Source organism: Pseudomonas paeninsulae (assembly GCF_035621475.1).
Classification (GTDB): domain Bacteria; phylum Pseudomonadota; class Gammaproteobacteria; order Pseudomonadales; family Pseudomonadaceae; genus Aquipseudomonas; species Aquipseudomonas paeninsulae.
The window spans coordinates 3322605-3347126 of record NZ_CP141799.1; the positions used below are offsets into that span (position 1 = coordinate 3322605).

General features: G+C 62.9%; 38 protein-coding genes. 1 reads left to right on the forward strand and 37 read right to left on the reverse strand.

What is annotated here, in order from left to right; genetic code table 11:
• Positions 1-5 precede the first annotated feature (5 nt).
• The 37 genes from VCJ09_RS15140 to VCJ09_RS15320 form a co-directional block, all read right to left on the reverse strand.
• Positions 6-1589 carry a hypothetical protein gene (locus tag VCJ09_RS15140; RefSeq protein WP_324730967.1) on the reverse strand — a complete coding sequence of 528 codons (1584 nt, stop codon included), beginning with the start codon at positions 1587-1589 and terminating at the stop codon, positions 6-8.
• Positions 1586-2041 carry a hypothetical protein gene (locus tag VCJ09_RS15145; protein ID WP_324730968.1) on the reverse strand — a complete coding sequence of 152 codons (456 nt, stop codon included), beginning with the start codon at positions 2039-2041 and terminating at the stop codon, positions 1586-1588. The genes VCJ09_RS15140 and VCJ09_RS15145 overlap by 4 nt, the downstream gene beginning before the upstream one ends.
• A gap of 2 nt (positions 2042-2043) precedes the next feature.
• Positions 2044-3747, reverse strand: a complete 1704-nt coding sequence (locus VCJ09_RS15150) for a hypothetical protein (RefSeq protein ID WP_324730969.1) — start codon at positions 3745-3747, stop codon at positions 2044-2046.
• Entirely contained in the window at positions 3747-4256 is a 510-nt protein-coding gene (locus VCJ09_RS15155) for a hypothetical protein (protein WP_324730970.1), read from the reverse strand. The genes VCJ09_RS15150 and VCJ09_RS15155 overlap by 1 nt, the downstream gene beginning before the upstream one ends.
• A gap of 12 nt (positions 4257-4268) precedes the next feature.
• Complete coding sequence (locus tag VCJ09_RS15160; RefSeq protein ID WP_324730971.1) at positions 4269-6242, reverse strand: tape measure protein; 1974 nt, start codon at positions 6240-6242, stop codon at positions 4269-4271.
• Positions 6242-6391, reverse strand: coding sequence for a hypothetical protein (locus tag VCJ09_RS15165; protein WP_324730972.1), 150 nt, complete (start codon positions 6389-6391; stop codon positions 6242-6244). Before VCJ09_RS15165 ends, VCJ09_RS15160 begins: the two co-directional genes overlap by 1 nt.
• A 26-nt stretch (positions 6392-6417) precedes the next feature.
• Positions 6418-6783, reverse strand: a complete 366-nt coding sequence (locus VCJ09_RS15170) for a hypothetical protein (RefSeq protein WP_324730973.1) — start codon at positions 6781-6783, stop codon at positions 6418-6420.
• 57 nt (positions 6784-6840) lie between these two features.
• Entirely contained in the window at positions 6841-7287 is a 447-nt protein-coding gene (locus tag VCJ09_RS15175) for a hypothetical protein (protein WP_324730974.1), read from the reverse strand.
• 43 nt (positions 7288-7330) lie between these two features.
• The gene (locus VCJ09_RS15180; protein WP_324730976.1) at positions 7331-8116 is read right to left on the reverse strand and encodes a phage tail tube protein; all 786 of its coding nucleotides are present in this window, start codon (positions 8114-8116) and stop codon (positions 7331-7333) included.
• 26 nt (positions 8117-8142) lie between these two features.
• On the reverse strand, positions 8143-8571 hold the full coding sequence (locus VCJ09_RS15185; protein ID WP_324730977.1) for a hypothetical protein: 429 nt from the start codon (positions 8569-8571) through the stop codon (positions 8143-8145).
• A complete protein-coding gene (locus VCJ09_RS15190; RefSeq protein ID WP_324730978.1) occupies positions 8568-9146 on the reverse strand; it encodes a hypothetical protein in 579 nt (192 codons plus the stop codon). Before VCJ09_RS15190 ends, VCJ09_RS15185 begins: the two co-directional genes overlap by 4 nt.
• Complete coding sequence (locus VCJ09_RS15195) at positions 9146-9694, reverse strand: head-tail adaptor protein (protein WP_324730979.1); 549 nt, start codon at positions 9692-9694, stop codon at positions 9146-9148. Before VCJ09_RS15195 ends, VCJ09_RS15190 begins: the two co-directional genes overlap by 1 nt.
• Positions 9691-10257: a head-tail connector protein gene (locus VCJ09_RS15200; RefSeq protein ID WP_324730980.1), complete on the reverse strand. Its 567-nt coding sequence runs from the start codon at positions 10255-10257 to the stop codon at positions 9691-9693. The genes VCJ09_RS15195 and VCJ09_RS15200 overlap by 4 nt, the downstream gene beginning before the upstream one ends.
• A gap of 2 nt (positions 10258-10259) precedes the next feature.
• The gene (locus VCJ09_RS15205) at positions 10260-10466 is read right to left on the reverse strand and encodes a hypothetical protein (protein ID WP_324730981.1); all 207 of its coding nucleotides are present in this window, start codon (positions 10464-10466) and stop codon (positions 10260-10262) included.
• 44 nt (positions 10467-10510) lie between these two features.
• Positions 10511-11722 (reverse strand): phage major capsid protein, encoded by a 1212-nt coding sequence (locus VCJ09_RS15210; RefSeq protein ID WP_324730982.1) that lies wholly within the window; start codon positions 11720-11722, stop codon positions 10511-10513.
• A gap of 65 nt (positions 11723-11787) precedes the next feature.
• Complete coding sequence (locus VCJ09_RS15215; protein WP_324730983.1) at positions 11788-12498, reverse strand: head maturation protease, ClpP-related; 711 nt, start codon at positions 12496-12498, stop codon at positions 11788-11790.
• Positions 12452-13726: a phage portal protein gene (locus VCJ09_RS15220; RefSeq protein WP_324730984.1), complete on the reverse strand. Its 1275-nt coding sequence runs from the start codon at positions 13724-13726 to the stop codon at positions 12452-12454. Before VCJ09_RS15220 ends, VCJ09_RS15215 begins: the two co-directional genes overlap by 47 nt.
• Positions 13726-15240 (reverse strand): terminase large subunit, encoded by a 1515-nt coding sequence (locus VCJ09_RS15225; RefSeq protein ID WP_324730985.1) that lies wholly within the window; start codon positions 15238-15240, stop codon positions 13726-13728. Before VCJ09_RS15225 ends, VCJ09_RS15220 begins: the two co-directional genes overlap by 1 nt.
• Entirely contained in the window at positions 15219-15653 is a 435-nt protein-coding gene (locus VCJ09_RS15230) for a hypothetical protein (RefSeq protein ID WP_324730986.1), read from the reverse strand. The genes VCJ09_RS15225 and VCJ09_RS15230 overlap by 22 nt, the downstream gene beginning before the upstream one ends.
• Positions 15654-15748: 95 nt before the next feature.
• The gene (locus VCJ09_RS15235) at positions 15749-16102 is read right to left on the reverse strand and encodes an HNH endonuclease signature motif containing protein (protein ID WP_324730987.1); all 354 of its coding nucleotides are present in this window, start codon (positions 16100-16102) and stop codon (positions 15749-15751) included.
• Complete coding sequence (locus tag VCJ09_RS15240) at positions 16099-16263, reverse strand: hypothetical protein (RefSeq protein ID WP_324730988.1); 165 nt, start codon at positions 16261-16263, stop codon at positions 16099-16101. The genes VCJ09_RS15235 and VCJ09_RS15240 overlap by 4 nt, the downstream gene beginning before the upstream one ends.
• Positions 16260-16487, reverse strand: coding sequence for a DUF7940 domain-containing protein (locus VCJ09_RS15245; RefSeq protein WP_324730989.1), 228 nt, complete (start codon positions 16485-16487; stop codon positions 16260-16262). Before VCJ09_RS15245 ends, VCJ09_RS15240 begins: the two co-directional genes overlap by 4 nt.
• Positions 16469-16675 carry a hypothetical protein gene (locus VCJ09_RS15250; RefSeq protein WP_324730990.1) on the reverse strand — a complete coding sequence of 69 codons (207 nt, stop codon included), beginning with the start codon at positions 16673-16675 and terminating at the stop codon, positions 16469-16471. The genes VCJ09_RS15245 and VCJ09_RS15250 overlap by 19 nt, the downstream gene beginning before the upstream one ends.
• Before the next feature lie 253 nt (positions 16676-16928).
• The gene (locus VCJ09_RS15255; RefSeq protein WP_324730991.1) at positions 16929-17312 is read right to left on the reverse strand and encodes a hypothetical protein; all 384 of its coding nucleotides are present in this window, start codon (positions 17310-17312) and stop codon (positions 16929-16931) included.
• A gap of 21 nt (positions 17313-17333) precedes the next feature.
• Positions 17334-18464 carry a helix-turn-helix domain-containing protein gene (locus tag VCJ09_RS15260; RefSeq protein ID WP_324730992.1) on the reverse strand — a complete coding sequence of 377 codons (1131 nt, stop codon included), beginning with the start codon at positions 18462-18464 and terminating at the stop codon, positions 17334-17336.
• A complete protein-coding gene (locus VCJ09_RS15265; RefSeq protein WP_324730993.1) occupies positions 18464-18910 on the reverse strand; it encodes a dATP/dGTP diphosphohydrolase domain-containing protein in 447 nt (148 codons plus the stop codon). Before VCJ09_RS15265 ends, VCJ09_RS15260 begins: the two co-directional genes overlap by 1 nt.
• Positions 18907-19200, reverse strand: coding sequence for a hypothetical protein (locus tag VCJ09_RS15270; protein ID WP_324730994.1), 294 nt, complete (start codon positions 19198-19200; stop codon positions 18907-18909). Before VCJ09_RS15270 ends, VCJ09_RS15265 begins: the two co-directional genes overlap by 4 nt.
• Positions 19197-19844, reverse strand: coding sequence for a recombination protein NinG (locus VCJ09_RS15275; protein ID WP_324730995.1), 648 nt, complete (start codon positions 19842-19844; stop codon positions 19197-19199). Before VCJ09_RS15275 ends, VCJ09_RS15270 begins: the two co-directional genes overlap by 4 nt.
• Entirely contained in the window at positions 19841-20032 is a 192-nt protein-coding gene (locus VCJ09_RS15280) for a hypothetical protein (protein WP_324730996.1), read from the reverse strand. Before VCJ09_RS15280 ends, VCJ09_RS15275 begins: the two co-directional genes overlap by 4 nt.
• Entirely contained in the window at positions 20029-20184 is a 156-nt protein-coding gene (locus VCJ09_RS15285) for a hypothetical protein (protein WP_324730997.1), read from the reverse strand. The genes VCJ09_RS15280 and VCJ09_RS15285 overlap by 4 nt, the downstream gene beginning before the upstream one ends.
• Positions 20181-20693, reverse strand: a complete 513-nt coding sequence (locus VCJ09_RS15290; RefSeq protein ID WP_324730998.1) for a hypothetical protein — start codon at positions 20691-20693, stop codon at positions 20181-20183. The genes VCJ09_RS15285 and VCJ09_RS15290 overlap by 4 nt, the downstream gene beginning before the upstream one ends.
• A complete protein-coding gene (locus VCJ09_RS15295; RefSeq protein ID WP_324730999.1) occupies positions 20686-21258 on the reverse strand; it encodes a hypothetical protein in 573 nt (190 codons plus the stop codon). Before VCJ09_RS15295 ends, VCJ09_RS15290 begins: the two co-directional genes overlap by 8 nt.
• Entirely contained in the window at positions 21251-21496 is a 246-nt protein-coding gene (locus VCJ09_RS15300) for a TraR/DksA C4-type zinc finger protein (RefSeq protein WP_324731000.1), read from the reverse strand. Before VCJ09_RS15300 ends, VCJ09_RS15295 begins: the two co-directional genes overlap by 8 nt.
• Positions 21489-22028 carry a replication protein P gene (locus tag VCJ09_RS15305; RefSeq protein ID WP_324731001.1) on the reverse strand — a complete coding sequence of 180 codons (540 nt, stop codon included), beginning with the start codon at positions 22026-22028 and terminating at the stop codon, positions 21489-21491. The genes VCJ09_RS15300 and VCJ09_RS15305 overlap by 8 nt, the downstream gene beginning before the upstream one ends.
• On the reverse strand, positions 22018-22914 hold the full coding sequence (locus tag VCJ09_RS15310; protein ID WP_324731002.1) for a YdaU family protein: 897 nt from the start codon (positions 22912-22914) through the stop codon (positions 22018-22020). The genes VCJ09_RS15305 and VCJ09_RS15310 overlap by 11 nt, the downstream gene beginning before the upstream one ends.
• Complete coding sequence (locus tag VCJ09_RS15315) at positions 22911-23210, reverse strand: helix-turn-helix domain-containing protein (RefSeq protein ID WP_324731003.1); 300 nt, start codon at positions 23208-23210, stop codon at positions 22911-22913. The genes VCJ09_RS15310 and VCJ09_RS15315 overlap by 4 nt, the downstream gene beginning before the upstream one ends.
• 179 nt (positions 23211-23389) lie before the next feature.
• Positions 23390-23650, reverse strand: coding sequence for a YdaS family helix-turn-helix protein (locus VCJ09_RS15320; protein WP_324731004.1), 261 nt, complete (start codon positions 23648-23650; stop codon positions 23390-23392).
• Positions 23651-23691: 41 nt separating this feature from the next.
• Between VCJ09_RS15320 and VCJ09_RS15325 the strand changes: the two genes are divergently transcribed.
• On the forward strand, positions 23692-24456 hold the full coding sequence (locus VCJ09_RS15325; protein WP_324731005.1) for a S24 family peptidase: 765 nt from the start codon (positions 23692-23694) through the stop codon (positions 24454-24456).
• Positions 24457-24522 lie beyond the last annotated feature (66 nt).

Below are 24522 nucleotides of genomic sequence, written 5' to 3' on the forward strand. Positions count from 1 at the left end.
CCTGGCTATGTCCAGCTTACTGGCGTGTCAGCAAATAGCGCAGCTTCACCCGTGACCGGGTTGTAGGCGCTGTAGGTGGTCGGCTCCGACATCGTGGTGGCGTGCGGCGGCAATGCGCCTGCCGGGCACAGCGGCTTGATGACCTTTTCGCCGGTGTAGGGGTTGGCGGCCGTCAGCGCCAGAATGTTATTAGACAAGCGCACCACCCCGAATACGTTGATCGTGTCGGTCGGCCGCTTGTATTGATCGAAGGTCAGCGCCATGGTCGGCACCAAATTGCTGCGCCATATATCGCCGCTGATTTCGTAGGTGTATGTGGGCGCGCCTTCGAGGCGCCGGATCTCACTAACCGTGCCGGAACGCACGTCTGAATCATCGCGCCATTGGCCGCCATAGCTACCCCAGGCCTGCCCGGCCCAGGCCTTTGTGGAGTGGCGCGAGAACTCCCGCGACTCGGTGAAACTGACCGAAGCTCCGGCATAACTGAGCGTGAGGGTGCGGCTGTAGATGCAGGCCCCGTGGTATTCCTCGGTGTACGAAGCATTGCCCACCACGCCGGCACTGGCCTCGAAGCAGGAGCCACCAGATGCCGCAAAGACGCGGCGGTAGATATGCTGACCTTCGATGGCCGTCACCTTGATCGGTGCGTCATTGGTCACGTAACTGCCGCTTACGTCCAGCGTCACCGGGGTAGGTGTGCCGGCATGAAACAGCATGGCGACAATCCGCGCCGACACCCCGCGGTCGTCCGTGCCGAGCCGGCCCTGCGCAAAGCCGCTGTAGTAAATAATCGACTCTTTGACGTCATCGATATAGCCACAGGCCGGCGCGCTGCCGGTGTGATCCTCCAGCACGGATGCCGACCGGCCGGCTGTCTCTTGCTTGCTGTGCGCGGCTACTCCATTCGTGCCGGTCGCCACGCCAAGGGTCTCGCTGCGCGAGCGCAAGCGGGTCAGGGTCACGGCAAGCGTGGTGCCTGGGCTGCCGGTCAAGGTCAGCAACAAAAAACCCACAGGCCAGGCCTTAACGCCGTCGGCATACAGCATGACAATGGCCGAGCGACCATCTGCGGCAATGTCCTCGACTGTCGCGTGGTAGGAGCTCACGCCGCTCAGGCCCGGCGTGAGCTGCCCCATAGCGCTGGCGGTGATGGCAACGCTCACCGGCACCGTGACTGGCGCGGCGGCAAAATCACCAAAGCGGCGCAACTGGAAGCTCATGCTCAGCGAGGCGCCTTGGAGGAATATATGGTCGCGCAGGGCCGTGCACAGCCAGCGCGTGCCGTCGTCTGCAGGGTAGATCCAGCCACCAGCTTTTGTCCCGTGGATAGCGGCGTTGGCGTAGGTGCCGCCCACGATGAACTGGTCGCGCCACTCACGTCCCGCCAGCGTATCGGCGGCTAGCTCGGTCTCGCTGCGCAGCACCTCAGGCGCGCCAGGCAGCCGCTGGGCAAAGGTGTAGCCGCTAATGTCGGCGTGCGCCGGATCAGCGGGCGGCTGCCACCATGGCATGGTCGCGGCATTCGGCAAGGTCAGCACGCCGCCCTGCACTTTGCCATGCCAAGGCACGCCCCATACCGGCGCACTCACACTGCAACCCATGCAGGGTTGGCAAACTCCAGCACCACCTCGGCGCCATTGGCATCGGTGAAACGCTGGGTTTTAAATGCTGGCAGCACAAACAGGCCGTCGCTGCTGGGGTAGCCGGCGGGCCATAGCTCGTTGTCGGGCACGGTCTTGCCGGCGGCTACCTTGGTCTTTTCCGTCAGCGGACTGGCGATGCCGCCAGTGGTAGCGGCTGGCTCCTTGTAGCTGCTGCGGCTAGTGGTGGCCGGGATGGCACCGACCGACTGAATCGTCTTGAGTGGACGGCGCTGCCTGACCGGCTGGGTCAGCTTGTTGAGGTCATCGACTACCGATTTACCGGTGCGCTCTTCGATGATGCGCTGGCCCGTGGCCTTGCGCTCAGCCTCGCCAGTCGGGGCGCGGCGGGCGGCCATGCCGCTGGCGATGGCTTGGCGTTGCTCCTGCAGAGTGGCCATGGCTACAGCTCCAGTGGGTCGTTAGGGATGCCGACGCGGTACAGCGTTTCGGCGGTGAGTTTGTTTTCGTCGCGCTCATCGGCCGGGATCTCGTCCAGCGGAATGTTCAAATCTCGCGGGAAGGTTTCCGTGCCGCCGCCTGCGTCGTTGTTGCCGCTGAAGCCCAGGATGTTTTCGTCGTAGGGCGGCAGCAGCCAGCCGGACAGCTGGGTCGGCATAATCAGCCCGTCGCCCGAGTCCTCGGCGCCGACCACGCCAGTGCCGAGCATGGCCGGCAGGGTCAGCGGATCACTGGCACCGCCACCGCGCATCACGGCGATGGTCAAGGTGGTGATGGCGCTGCCGCTGGCCAGGTCGAAGCTGTCAGTGATGCGCCGACACTTGCCGCGCGCGGTGACGCCCTGACTGGTGATCTCCAGGGTGTGGATCAGGTCCACGCCCATGGCCATACTGGTCGGCACGGCCCAGCTGATCAGGGTCTCGCGGTGGGCGGCGATGATTTCAGTCTGACCGATGCGCAGTGCGACGTTGATCGCGGCGGATCGGCGGGCTTCGTCTACCAGGTCGACGGCGCCGCTCTCGCCGTCAGTGATTGGGTCGGCTTCCCAGGCCTCAGCGGCATCGTCCTCGACTTCAAAGGAATAGCTGGCACGCTGCACAATACGCCCGTCTGCGCTTTCCCCGGCGGCCGTAGCCAGCACCAGGCTGTAGGTCTCGGTGACGGCCTGCGCATAGCGCCGAACGCCGGTCCATGCCGCGCCCAGCAATAGATCAGGGAAATTGTTGATCCACGCCGTTCCGTCGCCGCAGGGGTCGACCGCAGTCAGTGGCAGGCGGTAGTAGATCGGATTGATGATCGCCTGACCTTTGCCGGCGGCCGCATCTTCCACCATTTCGACGGTCGGTAGCTCGCTGGGGAAGCCGCGCCATGCGCAGAACCCGCTGTTGCCGGTGCTGGTTCCCGTCTCCGGGTGCTGCCAGGTGTAGCGCTGGTTGCGCTGCCACAGTCGCGAATAACGGTAGCTGAATTCAATCTCGACCCGGCTGGTCATGTTGCTCAGTGGCGCCAGATCCAGGCCCAGGCTTTGATCGAGCGTGGTGCCGGGGCCGAAGACGAAGTGCGGCGCGGCGGCATACCAGCTGGTCACGCGCAGATCACCAGCCGGCGAGCAATCCAGGCTGACCGGGATGGTGCTCAGGCGCTCGATCGCATAGTCCCAATGACTGCGGCCATCGGTCAGCTCGAACACGTCCGCCGACCAGTAGCCGCCAGCCAGCGTATCGATATCGGCAATGGTCTTGGCCTCGACCCGCTGCTGCAGTTGGTCGCTGCATTCGCACGACAAGAGGCGGGTGGTCGGGTTCCAGGTCGGGCTGATGATCACGCCGGTATAGCGACGGGCCTCGGTGGTGATGCCGGCCGTGGTGCTGATGTAATCGAGGCTGACGGCTTTGCCGATCCAGTCGGTCGGCACCACTGGCCCGGGCGGCAAGTACAGGGTAAAGCCGCCGACGCCCGCGGCGCCTTCCTCCCGATCCACGTCGACACTGCCGGTTAGCTGCGCCGTCAGGTCTACGCCGCCCACGGTGAGGCGCAGGCGCCAGCGGTAGCCAATGCCGCGCAGCACGTAGTCCGGCGCACGGAAAGCGCGCGCACTGGAGCCGTTGAGCGTGACGCCATTCAGCGCCGAGCTATTGAGCGCCATCAGGCTTCTTCCCAGGCCATCGACCAGCTATGAGCGCCAGCGCCGGAGTCGTAGCCCCTGGCTGGACGCGAGGCGAACACGCTATAGACCGGCATCCAGGCCACTTGATACAGGCTCGCGCCGGTCACGGCCGTTACGGTGACCTCGCCGTCGACGGTACTGCAGGCCGCCGGCAGCCACTCGTCACCAACCAAGGCAAAGGCCCAGGGCGCTTGGTCCGGGCGCGGCGTGCTGGGCAGGGTGAACACCAGGTCGGCGCTGATCATGTTGTCGACCTGGGTTGAGCGAAATTCCAGCGGCTGGCTGTAGTCCAGCGCGCCAAGGCCTGGCGGCATCCAGCCCTGGGCACTGATAGACCCGGCCGCCCGCTCCCATAAGGTCGCTTTGATGCCGGCGCCATCACTCATACGGTGCAGGTGTTCAGCGCCTATCGGGTCGTCACTCAATACCGGCGCACCGGCATGCAGTACGATCGGCACGCCGCCGAGCATGAGTTGGGGTTGCGACATGGGTGGCTCCGATTAGCGGGTGCGGCCGAATTTGACGGCGGTACGTTTGAGGATGCGGTCGAACTGGTCACCATCGGCCAGCAGGCCGATCTTCTCGCCGCCGATATTCAGGTCGACGCGACCGAGGTCGCGGCCGGGCTGTGCGCCGGGCGCGCTCATGGCGGCACTGACCAGCCCGCCGTCGGCAAAGCGCGGCATGTGCAGGCCGTTCATCTTGTCGAGCATGGTGGTGCCGTACTGCTTAACCGCGGCGGCGCGCATGACGTACTCGCCGTTACTCAGGCGCGCCATGATGCTGTCGCTGGTGCCGCTGCCGGGGCCGCGGACGTGGCCGCCCGTGGCGAAGCCTTGCGGCTCCGGGCCAGGGTCGACCATGGTATAGGGCGTGCTGAAATCGTATTGCGCGCCGACTTCGATCATTACCTTGGTGCTGGCCAGGTCGTCGATGGCCTTCTTGACTGCGGCGAGTGCCGTGTCGTCCATCTTTAGGCTGACTTGCATGTCTTTCAGTGCGGCAGCCTTGGTCTGTACGTCGAGCATTTCCGCCTTGATTGCCTTCAGCTTGTCCTCGGCGTTGGTCTGCTCGATATCGTTGGCGGCCAGCTCAATGGCTTGCAGTTCCTTGATAAAGCCGCCGAAGCCGTAGGTGTTCTCGCCGGCCGCAGCTAGATCCTGCAGCATCTTCAGCGCGGCCTGCGCCTGCGCCTGCGCCCCCGCGATGTCACCATTTTGCAGCGCCTGGCGAGCGCCGACCTTTAGCGCCTGAGCGCCGCCATACGACGCCTCGCCGTCGCCATTCAGCCCGGCCAGCGCCTCTTGGTAGCGTTTATCGATGTCCAGCCGCTCGTCGCGGATCTTCTTGAGTTCGCTGTTGGCTTTTTTCTCGGCAGAGACTAGGGCGGCAGTTCCTTTCTTTGCGGCCTTGGCCATTTCCTCCTGGGACGACTTCAGGTCGGCAACATCCCTGGCGCGAAGCACTTGCATTTCTTTTGCGTGCAGGGCGAATAAACCCTCGCGGTATTCGTGCTGGGACTTCTCCTGCTCTGCGCCCTCCCTACCTTGCTTTAGCGACTCTTTGAGCGGGTCAGTGATGACCTTATACAGGCCGACGAGAGGGGTGAGCGCGGCGACTTCCTCTAGCAATTTCAGCGTGTTCTGCAGCGGCTTGTCGTTCGCCGCCAAGCCGCTGATGGCCTCGGCGGCGCTCACCATTGCCTTGGTTGCTCGCTCCGACGTGCCGGTCAGCTTGTCGAATGCGCCGACCAGATCCAGCGCAGCATTCTGTAGGCGCTGGCTGGCCGTGCCGAAGGTGTCGCCGAACGCCTCGGCCTCCTTGGCCAGCTTGGGCAGCTGCTCAATCAGCGCATTGGCCAGCACGTCCGAGGTGAGCTCGCCCGCTTTGGCCATGTCGCGCAGCGCGCCAGTTGGCACGCCCAGGCTGTCCGCCAGCGCCTGCAGTAGTCGCGGCGAGTTCTCGGCCAAGGCGTTGAACTCTTCACCACGCAACACGCCGGAGCCCATAGCCTGCGAGAACTGAATCAGCGTACTGGTGGCTTCTGCGGTTGACGCCCCGGAGATACGCAGGGATTTTGAAACCGCCTCGGTCACCTTGAGAATGTCCTCCTGGCTGCGTCCAGCCTCGCGCATGACTGGCGCCAGGCGGGAATACAGCTGAACAACGGGGGTTAATGCGGCGCCGTTCTCGTTGGCGATCCGGCGAACCTCGGTAGCAGCCCTGTTGAACTCTTCCTGTGATTTTGTCGCCAGCTTGAGTCGAGTTTCGATCAGCTTGCCCTGGTCGGCCAGGTTGGCGTACTCGGCCGCCGCGCGCTGCAGCACCGCGACACTGATCAAGCCTTTCAGCGCGACCCCTGCCGACTCGATCTTGGTGTTCATGCTGTCGAGCTGCTTGTTGACCTCGTTGAACGCAGCCTTCGAGTTGTTCTTGCCGTCGATGACCAGCTGTGTGGTGACTTTGCTGGCCATTAGCTGAACTCCTTCAATATTTTGCTGAATTGCTTGCCTTCGGCCTGGGCGGCACGGGCGACGATCATTGCAAGACGGTTGCGGGCGCGGTCTTCTTGGTCAATGGCGGACAGATAGGTTTCGATCTGCGCCAGGCTGTAGTCGCGCACAGCCCCCACAGAGTGCCCGGCGCCAATCAGTCGCTGGACGACAGTTCCCCACTCAGCGCCCTTACCATTGCCGGCAGGGCTTCGCCGAAAAAACCAGAGTTCACTCGCACCACCTCGGCGAGCAGTTGCACGGCCACCGTCGACGGCAGGCGCCACAGCTGCCAGCGGTTAAGGCTGGTGGTCACGCGCAGCAGGCCGCGCAGCTCTTTGCTGTGCGTTGCGGCGTAGCGGTTGATCTGTTGCACGCTGGCCGTGGCGAACAGCTCCACCAGGGCGCTGGCGGCTTTGCCGTAGCGCTCAAAGTGGCGCAGCTTGACCGGCAGAATCTGCACGGCACGGCCCATTACCCCGACCGTCACCGGCTCAGGGAACAGGATCTGCAATTCGGACATGCCAATCTCCAGGTAATAAAAAACCCGCCGAAGCGGGCTTGTGTGCGGGCAGCTGTTTCAGCAGGCGACGGGGATTTTTACCATCCTCGCGCGACTTGAAAAGCCGCCATCCTTGCGCTTTTGCGAGCTAGTCACAATTCGCTCGACAATCTTGATGCACGGCTGATTGTTCGGCCTTGGCGCAACGCCGCGAGGCGCAGTGTCAGCAACAGGCGCTGGGGCCGCCGCTACAGGCGCAGGCTGCTCACCGACCACAACAAACGACTGACCCTTGGATCTCTGCGCCCTTGGCTTGCTTGGGGCTGCCATCCGGGACGATGCGGAACTGCCGGATGGCGCGGCGTTGTGCGCGCTTACCATGTCGCTCAGTGTATTGCCGCGCGGACAGTTAGCGTTTTGCACGAACGTGACCTTGCCGGCCGCGTCCACGCACTTCATAACCGACGCCGCGTGCGCCTGGCTGGCCAGTACAGCAGCAGCCAGAACCATGATTAATTTCCGCATGTGGACTCCCTCCCTAGTGATAAGGAGGGAGTGTATCACCGGGTTATTCGATGATCTCTTCTTCCCACGTCATCAGCGCCGACTCATCCATGCCGAAGCGGTCAGGGTCTTCGGATAGAGTGAAGGTGACGCCGATCTCGGCGAAGCTGTCACGGTTGATCAGCGGCAAGTCACCAGTCAGCGCCATCCGCGCGCGGTGGAAAGTAACGCGGCGGCCATTGAGTTGGCCAGCCTCGTTCACGGTGTTGACGAACACCTTGTAGAACTGGCGGCCTTTCTTGAACGCCTCAATCAAGCTGGACTTAGGGAAGGTGTAGGTGATTTTTACCGGCACGCTCTTGTGCCCATCCGCGTCAGCGGTCGCGGCGGCGACATCGGTAGCCAGTTGGCCGCCAGCCAGCCAGCGCACCCCGCCCGCCATCTTCACGTAGTCGGTACCAGCCACGTAGGTGGTGAGGTCGTCGCTGCTCTTGATCGAGGTGATCGCCAGCGGCAGGCGGGCAGTCATGGACGTTCGGCCCGGCATCGCCGTACGCACTTCGTCGGTATTGGTGCCGGTTGGCACCTCGGTTCGCGTGCCAGCCAGCAGCGCGGTAAGCGTCTCGGGCGGCAGCTCCAGCAGGTCGCCGGTCAGCGTGCCGCCAGACGGACGACTGACGCCGTCCAGTTCCGAGTTACTGAGGGTGCGCGGGTCTTTCCGAGTGATCTCGTCAAGCTCTGAGCTCATACTCACGTTATCCATCGGCCCTAACGGGTACGCCGACAGGCTTGAGCCATACGGCACGATGTAAACTTGGCCATAGTTCAACTGGGTGTAAAGGTCGCTCATGGTGTCTCCTATGGGCTGCGCCCAGGTTATGCGTATGGCTCGGCGTACCGGGCTTCAAGGGTGATGGTGATTACGCGATGGCCGCTGCCATCCTCTGCCTCTTCAATCTCCGCGCTGTCGCTAAGGACATCGCCCGGCAACGGCCGGTCAAACACACCACCACCCCACCCTAGAGAGCGCAGCACGTCGTAATGGAAGCGCTCCAGGTCGGCAAGGGTCGCGGTGCGGCTGAATACGCCGCGAACGATGTAGTCTCGCGAGCGCAAGGCATCGCGCAGGCGGCGGCTATCGGTACGGTCCTCCACCCAGCGCAGCAGCGCGAACGGGGCAGGCTGGGAGTCCTTAGCGGGGCGGAACTCCAGCACTGCCTTTAGGTCAGTGTGGTAGCCGTTCTCTGGACTTATCTGCTCCAGGCGCGCCCTGATGGCGGCAGACAGCTCGGTTGCTCTGGTCATCGGATGCCCTTGGCGACCTCTTTGCGCATGCGCTTTTCAAATTCTTGCCGGAGGAAAACATTCACCCAGCGGATGGTGTCGTTGCCGCTTAGCTGCTTGAACCAGTAGGCGGCGCTTGGGCCGCTGGCGGCGCCGAGCGCGCGCTTGTAGGTGTAGGTTTTGCCTCTGGCGGCGGTCTTGCTGCTGCGGGTAGAGAGCGGCTGCTTCTTGGCTGACGACGGGTTGACGAAGCCCGCGGCGATCTTCTTGCCGCTGGGCGAGCGCACCCATACCCGCGCGCGGGTTGCGTCGATGGGATCGAAGCCCCAGCCGGCGTACTCCAGTACCGGGATGCCCGAGCTGGACGGGATCACCCGTGCATCGCTGCGGCGCTTGCCGGCCCGCTTGACCTTCATTGCCCGGCGCACCCTGGCGCCCTTGATCGTTCCACGTAACGGTTTAATGTAACGGTCGCTGCGCGCCTTGGTTGCCGTGGTGTTCAGGGCGCCACGCAATACCGGCTCGACCGTGCGGCCAAGCTCAGCCAGTCGCGCCTTGGCCAGCTCCAGGCCCTTGAACTGCACATTGACTTGCATCAGATCGCCGCCAGCCACAGGCCGCGCACCACGCCATCATCCGACTCGTCGGCGTAGGCGGTGACGCTGTACAGCTGCGCGCCGACCATCAGCTGATCATCGACCTGCGGGCGGCCGACTTCGATCAAGGCCGCTTCGGCCTTGGTGCGGTAGTCAGTGACCTGGCCCAGGTCGTCCAGGTAGGGCGCCTGCTGGGTCAGGTGTACGCGGCAGGCAACAGGCGCGCCGCCGTCGGGGCGGTACTCGGCAACCTCACCGACCAGCTCGTCACAACTCAACACCAGCTCGGCGCGGTCGCCCATCGGGTCGCGGGCGCTGGTGATGTGCAGCAGGCGTGAGCCATTGCGTAGGTAGCGGCCAGCCGTCAGTAGATCGCTGAAGCGGGCGCGCACCTCGATCATTGCGCGAGTGCGCAGGCCAGCAGCGGCAGGCACGTCGCCGGCTTCCTTGGCGCGAATGCCGACCCAGCGCGCACCGTGCTCGACCACCGACAGGTCGGCGGCCTGGCTCAGGATCTCGGCGCGCTGGTTGAGGTTGCCGAGCCTCATGGCTGGCTCGGGATAACGTAGGGCGACAGCAGCACGCGCGCACCATAAGGTAACTGAGTGGCGATGGTGCCGGTGATCACATCTTCGTGGTACTGGTCGAGGCTGCCGATCAGCAACAGCATTGCCGCCTGAATATCATCCGGCACGGCGGTATAGCCGCAGGTGAACTCCACCGCCACGGCCATGGCTTCGGCGCGGGTAGCGGGCCACGCCTGGCCATAGGCCGGGGTAATCTGCCCCACCAGGCCGGTCGGGTTGACGCTGTAGACGGCCGGATCAAGCGTCTGCTCGGCGCCGTCCACGTCTAAATAGGTGATGCTTTCCACGCTTTGCAGGGGCGGCAGCGGTAGGCGCAGCGCGTGACGGGGAAAACCATCGAGAACCAGGCGCCAGCGCTGAGTGATCAGGGCGCGGCCGGTCAGTTGCTGGGCGTGAGCGGTGGCCACCTTGATCAGCTGGGTGATGGCGGCGTCCTGCTCTTCGCCATCGATGCGCAGGTGATCCCGCGCCAGCACGATATCCACCGGCAAAGTCGCCGGCCCAGTGATCAATTGCAGCCCCATGCTCAAGCCCCCGTGTGATCGATAGCAGCAGCGCCGAGCGTGGCGCAGTAGGCCAGTGCGTCCTTGTGGTCATCCACCAGGCCGGCGTCCTTGAGTTGTTGCGCGAGGTCGGCGGGAAACGTCACCCGCTGATTGCTGCGATAGCTCACGCCATCGATCAGCGCATCAGCCAGTACCCGGACCTGCGTGCGGTCTTTCTTGGCAGCCATAAGGCCTCCTTGAGAAAGGGCGGGCCGGAGCCCGCCCGTCTGACTTAGGTCGCGGAGTGCTGGTAGTGCTTGACCGCAGCAGTGTCCACCAGGTTGCCGCCCGAGCGCATGAACGCGAGGAAGCCGACCTGGCCCTTGGAGGCGTAGACCGAGTCATCGAAGCGCATCAGGTTCACCGCCATAGCATCGCGGATGATGTACTTGGACAGGTCGCCGTAGACGATCGACTTGGCGTTGGCGGCCGGCGCCGGCATGTCGTTGTTGATCACCACCGACTTGCCCAGCAGCAGATCCGGGGCGCCCGCAGTGATGCCAGCCTCATATCCAGGCGTCCAGATTGGACGGCCGGCAGTGTCCTTCAGCTTGCGCATGACCTTGCGCACCGACTGCGGGAACATGAAGCGGCAATTGCCGGCCTGATAGGCGTCATCCACCGACTCCAGCAGGTCGACCAGGTCGTCAAAGATGACGCTGGTAGTCTGGCCAGTGGTGCCGACCTTGCCCGCCGCCGAGCGGGTGACGATGCCGAACGGCTGGCCGGAGCCGGTGCCAGTGGTGAAGTGTTGGTTGGTGATGCGGCCGATGCGCTCGATGATGCGCGCGCGGACGAAGGCCTCGATATCGATGGTGCTGTCTTGCAGCAACTCAATCGGCACGGTGATGATCTTGGAGCTGTACTTGAACACGTTCAAGCCAACGGTGCCGAAGGTCGGATCGCTGCCGGTTGCCTGGGCGTTCTCGGCCAGAATCTCGCCGACCTCAGTGGTGCCGTCGCTGGATGGGAAGCTCAGCGCCACGCCATTGGCAGTAGTCAGCAGCTCGGCCACTGCACGCATGCCGCCGAAGGCTTTCAGCGAGGCGATCAGGCGGCTGGAGACTTCAGCCGGCACACTGAAACCACCCTCGGCGCCAGTGGTGGTGCTCATGGTGTTGTGGAACTTCTGCGCCTGCTCGGCATTGAAGCCGCGGTCACCGCGACGCATCCAGGTGTCAAAGATGCCGATGTCAGCCAGCAGGTCTTCGGTCTGACGCTTGCCGCCGACCGGATCGCGGTTCTGATGGCGCTCTTCGGCCGCCAGGTCAATCAGCTTCTGCTCGCGATCAACGCGGGCGTCGAGGTCGTTGATCTGGCCGGTCAGGCTGTCGTACTGGGTCTGGTTCTCGGTGCTCCAGGCCTTGTCCTTGGTGTCGTCCAGCAGCTTGCGCGCCTCGATGGCCATACCATTGCGGCGCTCGCGCAGTGCTTGAATACTCATGGGTCTTTTTCCTCATGCATAAAAAAACCCGCTAAATGCGGGTTGTGGGTCGCGAGGCGCGAGGCCTATGGCGCGATTCGTTCCAGCAGAGATAACCGGCGCTCCAGGGCGGCGCGGTCAATCTCGGGCTCGGGTTCTGCGGCAGCGGTCAGTGCGGCCGGGGCGTTGTCGTAGGCGGCCAGGTTCCAGTGGTTCCTGGCGGCCTTCTGACCTTGGCTGATGCGGTCAACGAAGCCATTGGCCAGGGCGTCCTCGGCGGTAAACCAGGTGGTGTCCTGCATCCACTGGGCGATCTGCTCGGCGTCCTTGCCGGTCTTGCGTTGGTAGTCGGCCACAATGCTGGCGTCGATCTTGCGCAGCAACGCTGACGACTTGTCGAAGTCGTCAGCGTTGCCCATGGCCATGGTCCAGGCGTTGTGGATCATGAAGAAACCGCCCTCGGCGATTTCCACTTCATCCGCCGCCAGGGCGACATAGGTCGCGGCACTGGCGGCCTGGCCGTCGATGTGGGCGACCACGCGGGCCTTGTGATTGCGCAGGGCGTTGGCCATGGCGCGACCATCGAACACGTCACCGCCCGGGCTATTGATGCGCAGGTGGATGGTGTCCACGTCCATGGCGTTCAGGGTCGGCACGAAGTCCTTGGCGGCAACACCGCCGAACCAGTCTTCGCCGATAATGTCGTAGAGGTACACCGTGGCCTCACGCCCCGATTGCTCGATGCGGGTTTCACGCTTGCTCTGCAGGTTGCTCTGGATCAGCTGCAACAGTTTCATCTGCCGGCGCCTCGCTAGTGAATTGGATGGAGTCGCCGCCCTCAACAGGGGGCAGGTTCTTGAGTCGGCGCACTTCGTTAACGGTCATCCAGCCCTGCGTGCCTGGACCGCCCAGCGACTTGCCGAGCACTTCGGCTTCGGTCTTGGAGTCGCCAGCCAGCAGGCCGTCACGGTTGAACTCGACGAAGTAGCGCATCGATCGCGGCCATAACTTGCGGTTAAGCTCCTGCTCTATGCGGCGCAGGTGTGGCCCGAGGGTGTAGCGCACGAAGCCAATGGACATTTGCTCGATGCCGCTGCCCCAGCTGGTAGAGGCCGAAGTCTCGCCAACCATGTGCGGCGGCACCCCGAAGGCGCGGGCGATCTCAATCACCTGGAACTTGCGGGTCTCCAGCAGCTGGGCATCACCCGCGGTCAGGCTGACCGGCTCGACCTTGCCGCCGTTGACCAGCAGCAGGGGTTTGTGCCGCTTGCCGCTGCCGGTGTGCTTCTCGTCGAACTGGCTGCGCAGGTGGTCTTGCTGGTCGGCAGTCGGGGCCACGCCTTCCGGGTAGGTAATGACTACCGAGGGCGTTGCGCCGTTGGCGAAGAACTCGCCACTGAACTCGTCGGCGGCCAGGGCGGTACTGACAGCCTGGCGCGCGGCGTAGCGGATCACTGACTCGCCTTGTACGCCGTTGAAGCCGTAGCCGGCGAAGTGCAGCACGTCATCGGCAAACAGGCCGTACTGGCTTTTTGCATCGCTGACATAGTAAACCAGCTGGCCGTCACGGCTCTCAATCTGCACGCACTCGCGCGGCAGCGGCATCAAGCCAAGCGGCCGGCCGTTGCGGTCGCGAATGATCTGCGCCAGGCCGTCGCCGCGCATCAGCATGGACGAGACCATCCATTCCCAAAACGAGCAGGCGGTCAGCGTTTGATGGGGCGACTCGTTGAGCAGCCACCACAGGTCATGATCGGCCTTCTTGCGCCCACCCGTAGCGGTGCGCTCATAGATCGGCAGCGGCAGCAGTGACACGGCGCCGGCAATCAGGCGACAGCAGGCATATACAGCCGCGCTACGTTTGGCGGTTTCCGTGGTCACCGCTACGCCGGCAGATGGCCGTGAGGCGCCGAAAAAGTCCGATAGCTGGTCGCCGGTCATGCTCTGGCTTTTTACCGCCGCCAGCTCTTCACGGAGCGCGGCGAGGTCTTGCTCCAGCTTTTTGGATTTTCCAAAACCTAGCATCAGAGCACCATAAATATGTCGTTATTGGTTGGCTCGACCTGCTCGCCACTGGCGGCAGATACGGCCATCGCAAGCGCCACCATGCCGTCGATGCGGCCGGTGGTTTTCGCCTTGGTAAATTTGCGCCCGCCCGCCGGGTCATTGACCGCGACCGCGTTAGCCGCGCACATGGTCAGAACCGGGTGCATGCCGTGGCGCAGCTTGTTGCCAAGTAGCCGGGTTTCCAGTTCACGCAGCGCCGGCGACATACTGACAAATCCCTGGCCGAACTCCTTGAACCGCTCCAGCTCTTCCGGGCTGAAGCCAGCGCGCTCTAGCCACGGCTTGAGGAAGCGCATGTTGTAGCGGTCGAAGTTAAGCAAGCGCACGTCGTAACGGTCGAACAGTTCGCGCAAGTGAGCGGCGACAAACTCGTATTCAATGGCGCGGCCGGGGCAGGCCTGCAGGTAGCCATCGCGCGCCCACTGGTCATACGGCACCCGGTCGTTGCGCGACTTCTCGGCCAGCCCTTCCTCGGGCAGCCAGAAAGTCGAGTCGACGTCGCCGTCCTCGCTGACCATCACCAGCGCGGTCAAGTCGCTGACCGCCGACAGGTCGAGGCCGCCGTACAGGGCTTTGCCTTCCAGCGCGTCAGGCGCTGCGCCGTTTTCCTGCCAGATCGAGCGACTGATAAACGGGCTGCGGGCCTCGACGCGCTGGTTCAAAATCAAGTTGCGAAATGCCGGCTCCCGGCTCGGCAGGCGCTTAGCGTCTGAGGCCTGGCGCAGCACTTCCTCTTTGTTCATGAAGTCTTCAAAGTGCGGGTTTGCAGCTTTGATGGCCTTTAGGCTGAACGGGTCAAGGTCGAGCGGCGCGCTGCACAGCTCGACCTTGTTGCGTGGATCTGCTCCGGTCAGCGCGTCGTCAATCAGCAAGCTCAGCAGGTCAGCGTCAGTCGGCGCCTGGGTGCTGATGATGATCGAGAGCGGGTTTTCCTGTGCAGCGCTGGCCGTCTCAAGCGCCTCAAACAACTGCGAGCGCGGACCAATGACTTGGCCTAATTCGTCGTGGATCACCAGGGCCGGCGACAGGCCGAACTTGGTGGCGGCGTCAGCGCTGAGCGCCTTAAAGAAGGTGCCCAGCTCACCGCAGAGCAGCTCTTTTGCCGTGTCGCGGATGTTCACATACTGCGACAGGTCGGGGCTCATCCGCACCACCTTGGCGGCCAGCTCGAACAGGATGGCCGCCTGGTCGCGTGACTGCGCCGCGCTGTACAGCTGCGAGTTGGGTCGCGCCTCGGGGCCACACAAGTGAAGCAGCACGATAAAGGCGCTCAGTGCGGTCTTGGCGTTCTTGCGTGCCATCGACAGGATGAACGTGCGGGTAGGGCTGTCGTAGATCCGCTTGATCCAGCGCCGCTGGTGCTTGGTCAGCTTGACGCGCTGGCCGACCATCTTGCCTTCGGGTATGCAGCAGTGGTGCTCGATCCATCGGGTGTTGCGCTCGCCTCGGCTTACTCGTTTTCGAGCTGCCATGGTTTACGCCCCTTACCGCCCTGGCTCGCTGTGCTAGCGCTCTTGGCGTTGTATAGACTTTGCTGCGTCAGTCGCATGGAGCGCATCAGCGCGTTGATGGTTCGCGTCTCGCGCTCAAGCATGGCGCCGAGCTTGTCGAATCTTTTCAGCCCGTCATCATCAGCCAGCCAGCCAGGGTCAAAAGCCTCAAGCTGCTGGGCGATCAGGTCGGCCTGGATCTTGTGCCGGCAATACTGAACCAGCATCGCGGCGTTCTCGGGGCCGAACCATTCGGCGGGCCTGGAGTTAACGACACAGACCCATTCGGCCTTTTGTGCCGCCGTCAATGTCGATGGCGGCGACAGCCTGGAGTCGATTCCGACAGGCGTAGCAACGGCCAGCGAGGCGACAGATCTGCGTCCGCGCTCGGCCATGGCGTTTACCTAAATTGTTGCGATTAGTGAAAGATTGGCACCCCCCGTCGTTCGAGAAGTGGATTTCCTGGACTTTTGCCCTCCCCCTCCCCCTGTCAGCGCCAATGGTGGGCGCCGCTGAGTGGTACTCCTGATGCGTCGCACCCGAACTCGCCGGACTTCTCCAGCCTCTGCTTGGTCGAGTCGTGACAGCGCTTACAGAGCGCCTGCCAGTTCTTCCGATCCCAGAACAGGCGCTGCGCTTCAGTGATACGCACAGGGTCGCCACTATCAATCGCGGCCTTGAGCTTGTGCGGGGTCTTGTGGTCAACGATGGCGTTGGGGCTATCAGGGCTGAGCCATGTGCTCACCCCACTGGCCAGGCACATCACGCAGCGGTAGTTGACCGTGAGGAACTGCACGCGCGCATTCTTCCAGCGCTGGCCGTATGGGCTTGACCGTGAGGTCACCCCGCCACCAGCGCCACTACCGCAGCCACCACCGCCCAGCTCAGCAATGAGCAGGCCAGCACGAATCGGCCGACTGCATGCATCCACAGGTCAGCAGTCCACGACCAGCGCCAGGCCAGATAGGCCAGGGCGAACAGGGTGCAGGGGATTAGCCAGCTCATACCTCACCTCGCAGGCTCTCTTGCTTGACGGTGCGTGCCACCGCTGCCGCAACACCGACCACGGTAGCCAGGGCAGCGAACACACCGCCCGGCATATGCGGTTGCCAGATCGGAATCAGTGCCTCGCATGCAGACAGCGCAGCACTCAGCACAGCCAGGCGCACCGACCAGAGCCGATACCACTGCCTGGCCTCGGGGATCATCTTCACGGCGTCTTGCGCCATGACTGCAGCCAGCCCCGGTACTTAGGCAGCAGCAGAACGATCTGCAGCACGGTGTACAGCGACACGATCATGTAGGAGACGGTCGACCAGTCGATCGCGCCAGTCGCACCAGTGAGCGCAACGCCCACGGCTGGGGCAGCCTTGGCGGCTTCGACCAGCGTATCGTGGGCGGCCTGACTCATGCGCATCTCCAGCAGTTAGAACCGGCACCGCACTGCACCACCATCCGCTCGGAGCAAAGAGGTGGGCGCGGGTGCCGATATTCAGGAATAAAAAAGGCCGGTGTGAGCGGCCAAGGAGCAGCCAGGGAGGCGGCGGAGTAGAAACGAAAAAGCCCCGGCGGTTAGGCTGGGGCTTTGAAGCGGTAAAACCGCAAGATGGGGATAAAGGTACAGCGCGTGTAATCCACTGTCAATATATCCAGCGTGGATATTTGAACAGTTACGCCGCTTCCTCGTAATGGCACACCGCGGCGTCGATCCATGCCGACCCGATCATTACCAGCTCCTGAGCCCGTACATGGGTGATCGTCTTGCCGAGCTCCTTGGTCATTAGCAGGCCGAGGCGGCGGTAACTCATGCCCTGGTGGCGGTAGTAGTTCCACAGCGCTATGCCCGCGTCCTCATATCTAGTGTAAAGGCGACACACCTTGCCATCGATCAGCAGTGCCAGTTCGTCGGTAATGCATGGGTCTGGACTTCTTTCGACCTGCACGTTGTCGCGCATCAGTGCTCTAGTTGGCGAGACGTACCCCGGCACGCCAGCCTGTACGCGCAGCCAAATACCCCACTCTTGCAGCATGTACTCAGTGTCGAGCTGTTGCATGGCCTTCCCTCCCCAGGTGATTCAGATGCTGCTCAGCATGTTCGGACTGACGGTGTGCCGTGCGACTTCCCCGTGCTCGCCATGCAGGACAATGCATTTCATGTTCTGCCGCGCCCGATAGCCGCCGAACGCTGCATAGGCGTCTTTGGCGGTCAGGGTGTTGAAGCTCTCCACCGTGACCCCAGCGTATTCCTTGACGCTCTGGTGATGCACGTGGCCGAGATACCAGTAGCGGTGCTCGGTGCGCCCCCACGCCTGCGCTTGGTCGGCCGCCATTACGCCAGGCAGGCGCTCAGCCTTGCAGGTGTGCCCGTGGTGCGTGCCGATCAGCACCTTGCCGTGCTCGATGTAGTGGAAGGCGGCCGGCGACTTGTCGATCAGTACGCGCGGCTCGTTTTCGTAGGTGTGCCGCAGGGCCACACTCATCCATAGCGCCCCGGTGTCGTCGTGATTGCCGACTACGTTGATCACCCGCACGGTCTTGTGCTTGCGCAGCGCCGAGGTGATGCACTGGCGCATCACCATCATGCCGACGTCGATCATCTTGGCGTAACGGCCATCCAGGTCCATGACGTGACCCGAGCGACTGGTCATGCCTTCCATGTTGTCGGCGTGCAGCCAGTCGCCGAGGTTGATGATCACCGCCTGGTCGGCAGCAGGAGCCAGTTCGACCAATGCCGCCATCGCCCCGCACTGCACGCGCACCGCCTCGGTCATGTCCCAGCTCTCGCCCTGGGTTTCTTCGCCCCATGCGCGCATGCCGATGTGGGCGTCACCGATCGGGTAGACCGCCATGAGGTGCGGCAGGGTGATGTCCGGGCCGGCTGCCGGGCCAACTTGCGGCAGGGCCGCGGCCATCGCCCAGGCGGCCTGCTGGAACAACTCGCGCTGGCGTTCGTGGTCAATGCTCGACTTGACCCACTGCATGACCGGGGCGCCGTCCTTGTACAGCGTCGACGTACCCTTGAGGTGGAAGCCGTCCGGTACCGCATGCGACATATCGTGCTCAGGGCTCCAGCCCTGGCGGGCCAGTCGCGCCTTGTGCACATACAGGTTGCGCTCGTGCAGGCCGAGCATTTCGGCCGCCTCGGTCACCGTGCGCCCAATAAGGGCCTGCTTTATCGCTTCGTCATCGTGTTTGCGCGCAACCATCAGGCGTTCCCCTCTGCTTTCGTGTCGATGGTGTAATGCTTGGGCGACTTGCCGGCGTGCATGTCCTTCAGGCGTGCCACGTGCGGCGTCAGCTCGGTGAGCAGCTTGCGGTATCCGCCGGGGTGCATGCGGTCGTCGGTGAGCTTGCCGGCCGCCTCGGCGTCGACAATGATGGCCAGGCAGGCCAGAGCATGAGCCAGGTGCGGCAGGCCGCTATCCGGGTCGGCGTTCTCCCCCTCGAACCAGGCATTCAGGTGGCGATTCGCGGCGTCGAAGTAGATAGAGGCACGCACCCCGACTGCCCTGAAGTTCGACCGCCCGTATTTCATCATGCCGTCGAGCAGGCCCAGGCTGCCCAGCGCGGTCGCGGTCGCTGGCCAGAGGTGGATGGGCAATTTTCCGCTGCCTACGAGATCCTTCGGGTTGGATGGCTTCGTATCGGTCATGCCTGTTCCCCTTTTCGATGAAATTTGCGGTCGTACCAGCGGTAGAAATACTGCGCAGCGGTGATCCCAAGTGACCCGCCAAGGCCGGAAATGACCAGGAACGGCGCGGTATCGATGCTCGCGTGGGCCACGGCCCATATGTAGGCGAACTGCGCCAAGGTGATCATCCAGCTGACCACGAAGCCCGGTGCGATCTTGTCGTCGCGCAGTAGCTTGCTGTTCAGTCCCAACAGGAATACCTGAGCAAATGCGGAAACGAAGACCATTACGGCCTGCAGTTCTGGCGTCATGCCGTCACCTTCTTCAGCTCGCGCAGCTTGGCGCGGTACTCGGCCGTAATGGTCTTCAGCTCTTCGGTGGCGGGCTTGCGCGGCATGTGGTCAGCTTCCAGCGCCTCGACAGCCTCCAGGCCGATTCGCTCGATCAGACCTGCGCGGAAGCCGTTGGCCACTGACTCACCCTTGCGCGCGTACTTGGCTGAACCGCCGTTGCAGCCCTTGCATTGCAGCCAGATGTTTTGCTCGACCAGGCGCAGCTCGGGCCGTGCGCCCTTGCCGAGGAAGTGGCCGCCATCCCAGGCGCCGCCCGTTTTCCATCCCTGATCTGCTTGCACCTGGGCCTGGGTCTTGCCGCAGCTCATGCACCCACTGCCGATTGATAGCTCGTAAACCCTGCGATATGCCTGCACTGCGCTGGTAGCCTCCCCCACATAATCGCCGTGGGTTTTCAGTGCCTCCTTGCGCGCCTTGACTTCACGCCGCTCGCGCTGCTCGATGGCAACGCGCGCCTTCTTCTGGTTTGCCGGCTGCTTGGCCTCGACTATGGCGCACCGCGGACCGCATACCGCCTGGCCGAGGCGTTGCGGGATGAACTTGCCGGCGCAGGCTGGGTTTTTGCAGGTCTTTGGCTTGGGTTGCTTGGTGGGGAGGCTCATGCCGCCACCCCCTGCAGATGCTTGTCACATGCCGCCTTTGCCGCCTTGCCGTCCTTGCCTGAGTACAGATAGCCGACGGCTTTCGGCGCCCGGGCCACGTAGATGTGCTCTTCGGCGTACTTGGATTTACTGATGATGTAGCCCTCGGGCGACTCGATGCGGTACTGGCTCATCTGCTGCCAGATCATTGTGCGGCCTCGCTTGTGTAGTGGCTGACACCGCAGCGGGCGCAGACATGCAGGGCCAGGCATTCGTCGCCCAGGCGCACGCGGGTTTTGGTCACTGGCTCCAGGCGGCAGCCGCGCAACAGGCAGATCAGGCCGTTGAAAAATCGCTTCATGCCGCCTCCTTAAACGCTTCAAATTCGGCCATTTCGGTCAATCGCTCTTCGGTCAGTGACGGCCAGTCGGTCGCCACCAGGTACGCGCAGCACTGCCGCCAGAAGTCTTGAAAGACCTCCTCACCCATCGAGTCATAGCTGAGGCTTTTCGGGGTCTGGCGGGTCAGCTTGCCCAGCCCTGGAATATCGAACGCCTCCTGATCGCAGTACACGCCCGACTCCAGTTGCAGCGCCTTGATCGCCTCATGCGACTGCTTGCCGCTGAATCGGTCGATGTTCTGCGTCAGCACCCGGCCCAGGCCATGCACCAGGCCGTTGAAGCGCGGGTTGCGCGGTTGCTTCAGTTCGGCGCGGATCTTCGCGTTGAGCTTGTAATCGCGCTCACGGAGCAGTGATCGATCGGCATCCGAGGCGGCGACGAAGGCGGCCACCTCTTTGCCGGTCGCGGGGTCGATCAGGCGGCGAAGCACCAGGTAGACCGGCATCGGCTTGGGTTTGCGCTCAGCCATTGGCCTGGCCCTCCTTGGTCATGGCGCCGTCAATACAGCGACGGAACCCTTCCAGTTCATCGGCGGGCGTTGGCTCTGCCATGTTTTCACGCTCAGCCATCACGCTCGCGGTGTGGTCGTAGCGATCTAGCGACCCTGACATGAACCCATCAATGTCCTGCATCAGGAACGCCAGTCTTGGACCGTCCTTGCGCAGCGCCTCGCACTCGGCCCTGATCGTGTCGATGCTTTCTGCATCCAGTACGGCAGCCTCAAGCAGCAGGTCGCGCTGGGCGCGGAGTTGGTCAATTCGCGCCTTAAGCACGTCAGCTCGGTGCTTTCCGAGGTCGCGAGGCTCTGCCGACGCCTGCACCCATTCGGTTTTGTCACTCCACTCGGTGTAGGCATTCTCAAACCGCCCAAGCCGCTCGTTCTCGGCGATCAGGGCCAGGATGGTCTTGCTGAAGCCTTCGTCGCCCAGGTACTCGCACAGCTCCCGGTCTGCCTCGGCCCACCCATTGATGCCGTCGTCTTCGTAGAGCTTGATTTCGTTCTCAAGCAACGCCTTCAGCTTCGAGTTATCCACGGCGCGGCACCCCGCTCAGGCGTAACGCTGCCAACTCTGCGCACGGCACGCACAGCTGCACCCCTTTAACGGCCCGCTGGCGTGCCTCCGGGATTGATTCGTCACACTCCTGGCACTCGGTCAGGCTGGGGCGAGATTCGGCCTCACGCATCGCCTGGGCATGCTTGGCGACTATCGCGTCAGTCACGGCCTGGGTGTATTCGGTTGCGACGTCGAGGTTGTCGGATTGGTTATGCATGACTGCTGTCCTTCTGCAGATGGGCGAGGTGGGGTGGAAGCTCGGCGGTTGATGGCTTGGCAAGGGCTTTGCGCAGCGCGCTCAATCCGGCTTTCGCGCCCTCTTCAGTGACTCGACCGTCGACCTTCTCCGGCAGGGCCAGCGGCATCGCCTTCAGCGGCTTGCCTTCGATCAGCAGCCGCACGGTGATGGCGTAGTTGCGGCAGAACAGCTTCCGGCTGGCGTCCATCGGCAGGGCGGTCAGGTTGAAAAAGCCGGTTTCGGTGGCCGCGTGATACACCGCCTCATGCGACCACTTGGCGCCCGCTGCGGATGGGTGCGACTTGCGGCAGGCTTCGGCGTAGGCCTGGTCTTCGGTGGGCAGGCCGAGGCTTTCGGCGGTTGGCGCGGCGATGCACAGCCCGCGGAACTCCGGCGCAGTCGGCGGCCACTTCTCGGCACTGATCACTAGCGCATTCAGCCCTACAGCGATCTGCTGGCCAGTGATCCCGCCAAGCACCGACGCCCAGGCGTGAGAGTGATCAGCCGACATGCCGAAACTCGCCGTCCAGCGGTGCCCGTACATCTCTGTCATTTTCAGCCAGAGCTTGTCGATTAGGGTTTGTGGCAACTTCTCGGATTGAGCGGGCTTCTCGTTCTGCAATGGCTTGCTTGACTTGATCGACTGCGGAGAGACGACCTGTTGCGCGAGCTGGTGTGCCGTTTTCATGCGTGATGTGCTCCGGGAGTAATCGAGTCCAGCCGTTCTCAATCGAGTGATGCAGGACTGCGTCAGGGTCGTGATGGCCGGCTAGCTTTTTGGCGATCAGCTCGCAGGCTTTTTCTGTCATCCCGGATTTCTTGCGATGGGCGCACCAGTCAGCCCACGCATCAGCAGACACGTTGGCTGGCTTGGCGGTGAGCGGGTTGAACTTGGGCGGCTTCGAAGTCCCCGTTGCCGACGAAGTTGGCGACAAGGGTTTTTGATCTATTTGGTTATTGGTTATTGGTTCTTGGTTAGCTTCACGTCCGCTTTTTTCTGGGTTAGCGGATTGAAAGGGTGGGTTAAGGGTTGGGTTATTTTCTGCAAAGGGTTGGGTTGTTTCTGGGTTAGCGCCGGCCTTCTTCGGCCGCCCGCCTCGCTTGCCGTTATCCGACGCCAGCTTGGCTTTTACCTGGTACTGCTCGATCACCTCTTCGCAGTGGCCGTGCATCCAGCTGTTGTCGGACGCGACGAAAAACTCAGCAAGGACGGCCGCCACTTCCTCGACGTGAGCCTTCATGCGAATAACCCGCGCCAGCTGCTCTGGCGTGCCCTCCAGTCGCTGCTCGTTGATGTAGTACAGGTCGATCAGGCGGCGATAGGCCACGTCTTCAAGCGGGTCGAGGTGCGCCGTCCTGAGCATGTAGTCGCCCGGGTGGAATGGATAAAAATTCACTCGCCGCCCCCCAGGCTGTACTCAGCCACGCGGACAGTCTTGCCCTCGGCATTCACGACCGGCACCAGGCGGCTGCTGACTGACAGGCCGCGATTGCGCAGCTCATTGATACGGGCGGCCAGGCGAAAGCAGGAGAAGGCGCTAAGGGCCTCCCCTGCGGTGATTGATTTGCCTGCTTCCAGCCAGTGGCGGATGGCGGCAAGCTGGGTGTCTGCGTGAATCGGCGCTACGTTTTCGCTCAGCGCAAAGCGTGGCGCGGGTAGCGTGTTGCTCGTTTCGGGCTGCTGGTTTATCATCCGTACCGTTCCTTGTTGTGAAGAAGCCGGTCTAGCCACCGGCTTTTTTGTGCTTGAAATTCAGTCCTTCTTTTCCTTCTCTATGAGTCGTCTCAGGTCTTCGGTCAGCAGCTTGATGTGCTCGGCCATTGCCTCTAGATCGCTCAACCTCTCCCGCCCACCTGGCGCAGTCTCCCCGGCTACGCTGCTGCCTTTGGGGTGTCGTCCGCCTCCTGAGCTATCTTTCCTGGTGAGGACTCTTGCAGCAGCCATTCAGCGGTGAATTTGCCGCCTGATGCTTCCGCCAGCTTTTCCGCGTATTTGGTTTCGCCCGTGTATTCGGTGCGAGGCAGGGATTTGGTGGTGAGCCACTTGTAAATGGCTCGCTGACTTACGCCGCAAACTGTCGCCGCTGCGGTTACGCCGCCGATCTTCTCGATTGCTTCTTTGAGCGCGCCCATGGTGCTGCTCTCCTGGTTTGCATGAACTTACGGTACATATTATGCCGGAACTGAAAGTACACGCAAGGTCATGCAACCATGAACAGATGGTTCAATCAGAAGAAATACGCACGGACTTCGTTGTCCGCCTCAAAAAAGCCCTTGCAGCCTCCGGCATACCCGATAGAGGTGCGGGGGCGCGGCTATCGGAGATCACCGGGAAAACGGCTAAGGCGGCGAGCAAATGGCTCAACGCGGAGGCGATGCCTGGTCGAGCAAACATGCTGGCTATCGCTGAGGCGCTGAGCGTGCGCAGCGAGTGGCTTGAATATGGCTGGGGGCAGATGCTGAAGGGCCAGACCACTGCCGACATGGGTGCGCGCATCTCCCACGCCAACGTCGTGGAGATGCAGCAGCCCCATAGAGAGGTCAAGGAGTACCCATTGATAAGCTGGGTGGCGGCCGGGGCATGGCAGGAGTCATGCGACAACTTCAATCCGGGCGATGCGGACGAGTGGCTGATGTCCGACCACAACGCCGGGCCGCACGGCTATTGGCTGGAGATCAAGGGGCCGTCGATGCTGCCGACCTTCACCCCAGGCATGCGCATCCTGGTCAGACCGGAGGGCTTCGACTTGGTCAGCGGCAAGTACTACGTGGCTAAGTTGCTGGATACCGGCGAGACGACCTTTAAGCAGTACCTGCGCGACGGCGGCATGGGCTACTTGCAGCCTCTCAATCAGGCCTTCCCGGTGATTCCGATCGATGAGGGGGTGGCCATGGTTGGGCTGGTTATCGACGCCAAATTGCCGGCCTCAATCTTCTAGATGGGCGTCCGCTCCTGGCCGCCCTGACCGCTGACGCTGACCCCTACTGACTGAGCCTCGCTGGAG

What these genes read in the sequence shown, in the direction of transcription:
- VCJ09_RS15145 (WP_324730968.1), bottom strand. Translation starts at nt 2,041, where the DNA reads ATGGCCACTCTGCAGGAGCAACGCCAAGCCATCGCCAGCGGCATGGCC.
- VCJ09_RS15150 (WP_324730969.1), bottom strand. Translation starts at nt 3,747, where the DNA reads ATGGCGCTCAATAGCTCGGCGCTGAATGGCGTCACGCTCAACGGCTCC.
- VCJ09_RS15155 (WP_324730970.1), bottom strand. Translation starts at nt 4,256, where the DNA reads ATGTCGCAACCCCAACTCATGCTCGGCGGCGTGCCGATCGTACTGCAT.
- VCJ09_RS15160 (WP_324730971.1), bottom strand. Translation starts at nt 6,242, where the DNA reads ATGGCCAGCAAAGTCACCACACAGCTGGTCATCGACGGCAAGAACAAC.
- VCJ09_RS15170 (WP_324730973.1), bottom strand. Translation starts at nt 6,783, where the DNA reads ATGTCCGAATTGCAGATCCTGTTCCCTGAGCCGGTGACGGTCGGGGTA.
- VCJ09_RS15175 (WP_324730974.1), bottom strand. Translation starts at nt 7,287, where the DNA reads ATGCGGAAATTAATCATGGTTCTGGCTGCTGCTGTACTGGCCAGCCAG.
- VCJ09_RS15180 (WP_324730976.1), bottom strand. Translation starts at nt 8,116, where the DNA reads ATGAGCGACCTTTACACCCAGTTGAACTATGGCCAAGTTTACATCGTG.
- VCJ09_RS15185 (WP_324730977.1), bottom strand. Translation starts at nt 8,571, where the DNA reads ATGACCAGAGCAACCGAGCTGTCTGCCGCCATCAGGGCGCGCCTGGAG.
- VCJ09_RS15190 (WP_324730978.1), bottom strand. Translation starts at nt 9,146, where the DNA reads ATGCAAGTCAATGTGCAGTTCAAGGGCCTGGAGCTGGCCAAGGCGCGA.
- VCJ09_RS15195 (WP_324730979.1), bottom strand. Translation starts at nt 9,694, where the DNA reads ATGAGGCTCGGCAACCTCAACCAGCGCGCCGAGATCCTGAGCCAGGCC.
- VCJ09_RS15200 (WP_324730980.1), bottom strand. Translation starts at nt 10,257, where the DNA reads ATGGGGCTGCAATTGATCACTGGGCCGGCGACTTTGCCGGTGGATATC.
- VCJ09_RS15205 (WP_324730981.1), bottom strand. Translation starts at nt 10,466, where the DNA reads ATGGCTGCCAAGAAAGACCGCACGCAGGTCCGGGTACTGGCTGATGCG.
- VCJ09_RS15210 (WP_324730982.1), bottom strand. Translation starts at nt 11,722, where the DNA reads ATGAGTATTCAAGCACTGCGCGAGCGCCGCAATGGTATGGCCATCGAG.
- VCJ09_RS15215 (WP_324730983.1), bottom strand. Translation starts at nt 12,498, where the DNA reads ATGAAACTGTTGCAGCTGATCCAGAGCAACCTGCAGAGCAAGCGTGAA.
- VCJ09_RS15220 (WP_324730984.1), bottom strand. Translation starts at nt 13,726, where the DNA reads ATGCTAGGTTTTGGAAAATCCAAAAAGCTGGAGCAAGACCTCGCCGCG.
- VCJ09_RS15225 (WP_324730985.1), bottom strand. Translation starts at nt 15,240, where the DNA reads ATGGCAGCTCGAAAACGAGTAAGCCGAGGCGAGCGCAACACCCGATGG.
- VCJ09_RS15230 (WP_324730986.1), bottom strand. Translation starts at nt 15,653, where the DNA reads ATGGCCGAGCGCGGACGCAGATCTGTCGCCTCGCTGGCCGTTGCTACG.
- VCJ09_RS15240 (WP_324730988.1), bottom strand. Translation starts at nt 16,263, where the DNA reads ATGAGCTGGCTAATCCCCTGCACCCTGTTCGCCCTGGCCTATCTGGCC.
- VCJ09_RS15245 (WP_324730989.1), bottom strand. Translation starts at nt 16,487, where the DNA reads ATGGCGCAAGACGCCGTGAAGATGATCCCCGAGGCCAGGCAGTGGTAT.
- VCJ09_RS15250 (WP_324730990.1), bottom strand. Translation starts at nt 16,675, where the DNA reads ATGCGCATGAGTCAGGCCGCCCACGATACGCTGGTCGAAGCCGCCAAG.
- VCJ09_RS15255 (WP_324730991.1), bottom strand. Translation starts at nt 17,312, where the DNA reads ATGCAACAGCTCGACACTGAGTACATGCTGCAAGAGTGGGGTATTTGG.
- VCJ09_RS15260 (WP_324730992.1), bottom strand. Translation starts at nt 18,464, where the DNA reads ATGGTTGCGCGCAAACACGATGACGAAGCGATAAAGCAGGCCCTTATT.
- VCJ09_RS15265 (WP_324730993.1), bottom strand. Translation starts at nt 18,910, where the DNA reads ATGACCGATACGAAGCCATCCAACCCGAAGGATCTCGTAGGCAGCGGA.
- VCJ09_RS15270 (WP_324730994.1), bottom strand. Translation starts at nt 19,200, where the DNA reads ATGACGCCAGAACTGCAGGCCGTAATGGTCTTCGTTTCCGCATTTGCT.
- VCJ09_RS15275 (WP_324730995.1), bottom strand. Translation starts at nt 19,844, where the DNA reads ATGAGCCTCCCCACCAAGCAACCCAAGCCAAAGACCTGCAAAAACCCA.
- VCJ09_RS15280 (WP_324730996.1), bottom strand. Translation starts at nt 20,032, where the DNA reads ATGATCTGGCAGCAGATGAGCCAGTACCGCATCGAGTCGCCCGAGGGC.
- VCJ09_RS15285 (WP_324730997.1), bottom strand. Translation starts at nt 20,184, where the DNA reads ATGAAGCGATTTTTCAACGGCCTGATCTGCCTGTTGCGCGGCTGCCGC.
- VCJ09_RS15290 (WP_324730998.1), bottom strand. Translation starts at nt 20,693, where the DNA reads ATGGCTGAGCGCAAACCCAAGCCGATGCCGGTCTACCTGGTGCTTCGC.
- VCJ09_RS15300 (WP_324731000.1), bottom strand. Translation starts at nt 21,496, where the DNA reads ATGCATAACCAATCCGACAACCTCGACGTCGCAACCGAATACACCCAG.
- VCJ09_RS15305 (WP_324731001.1), bottom strand. Translation starts at nt 22,028, where the DNA reads ATGTCGGCTGATCACTCTCACGCCTGGGCGTCGGTGCTTGGCGGGATC.
- VCJ09_RS15315 (WP_324731003.1), bottom strand. Translation starts at nt 23,210, where the DNA reads ATGATAAACCAGCAGCCCGAAACGAGCAACACGCTACCCGCGCCACGC.
- VCJ09_RS15320 (WP_324731004.1), bottom strand. Translation starts at nt 23,650, where the DNA reads ATGGGCGCGCTCAAAGAAGCAATCGAGAAGATCGGCGGCGTAACCGCA.
- VCJ09_RS15325 (WP_324731005.1), top strand. Translation starts at nt 23,692, where the DNA reads ATGCCGGAACTGAAAGTACACGCAAGGTCATGCAACCATGAACAGATG.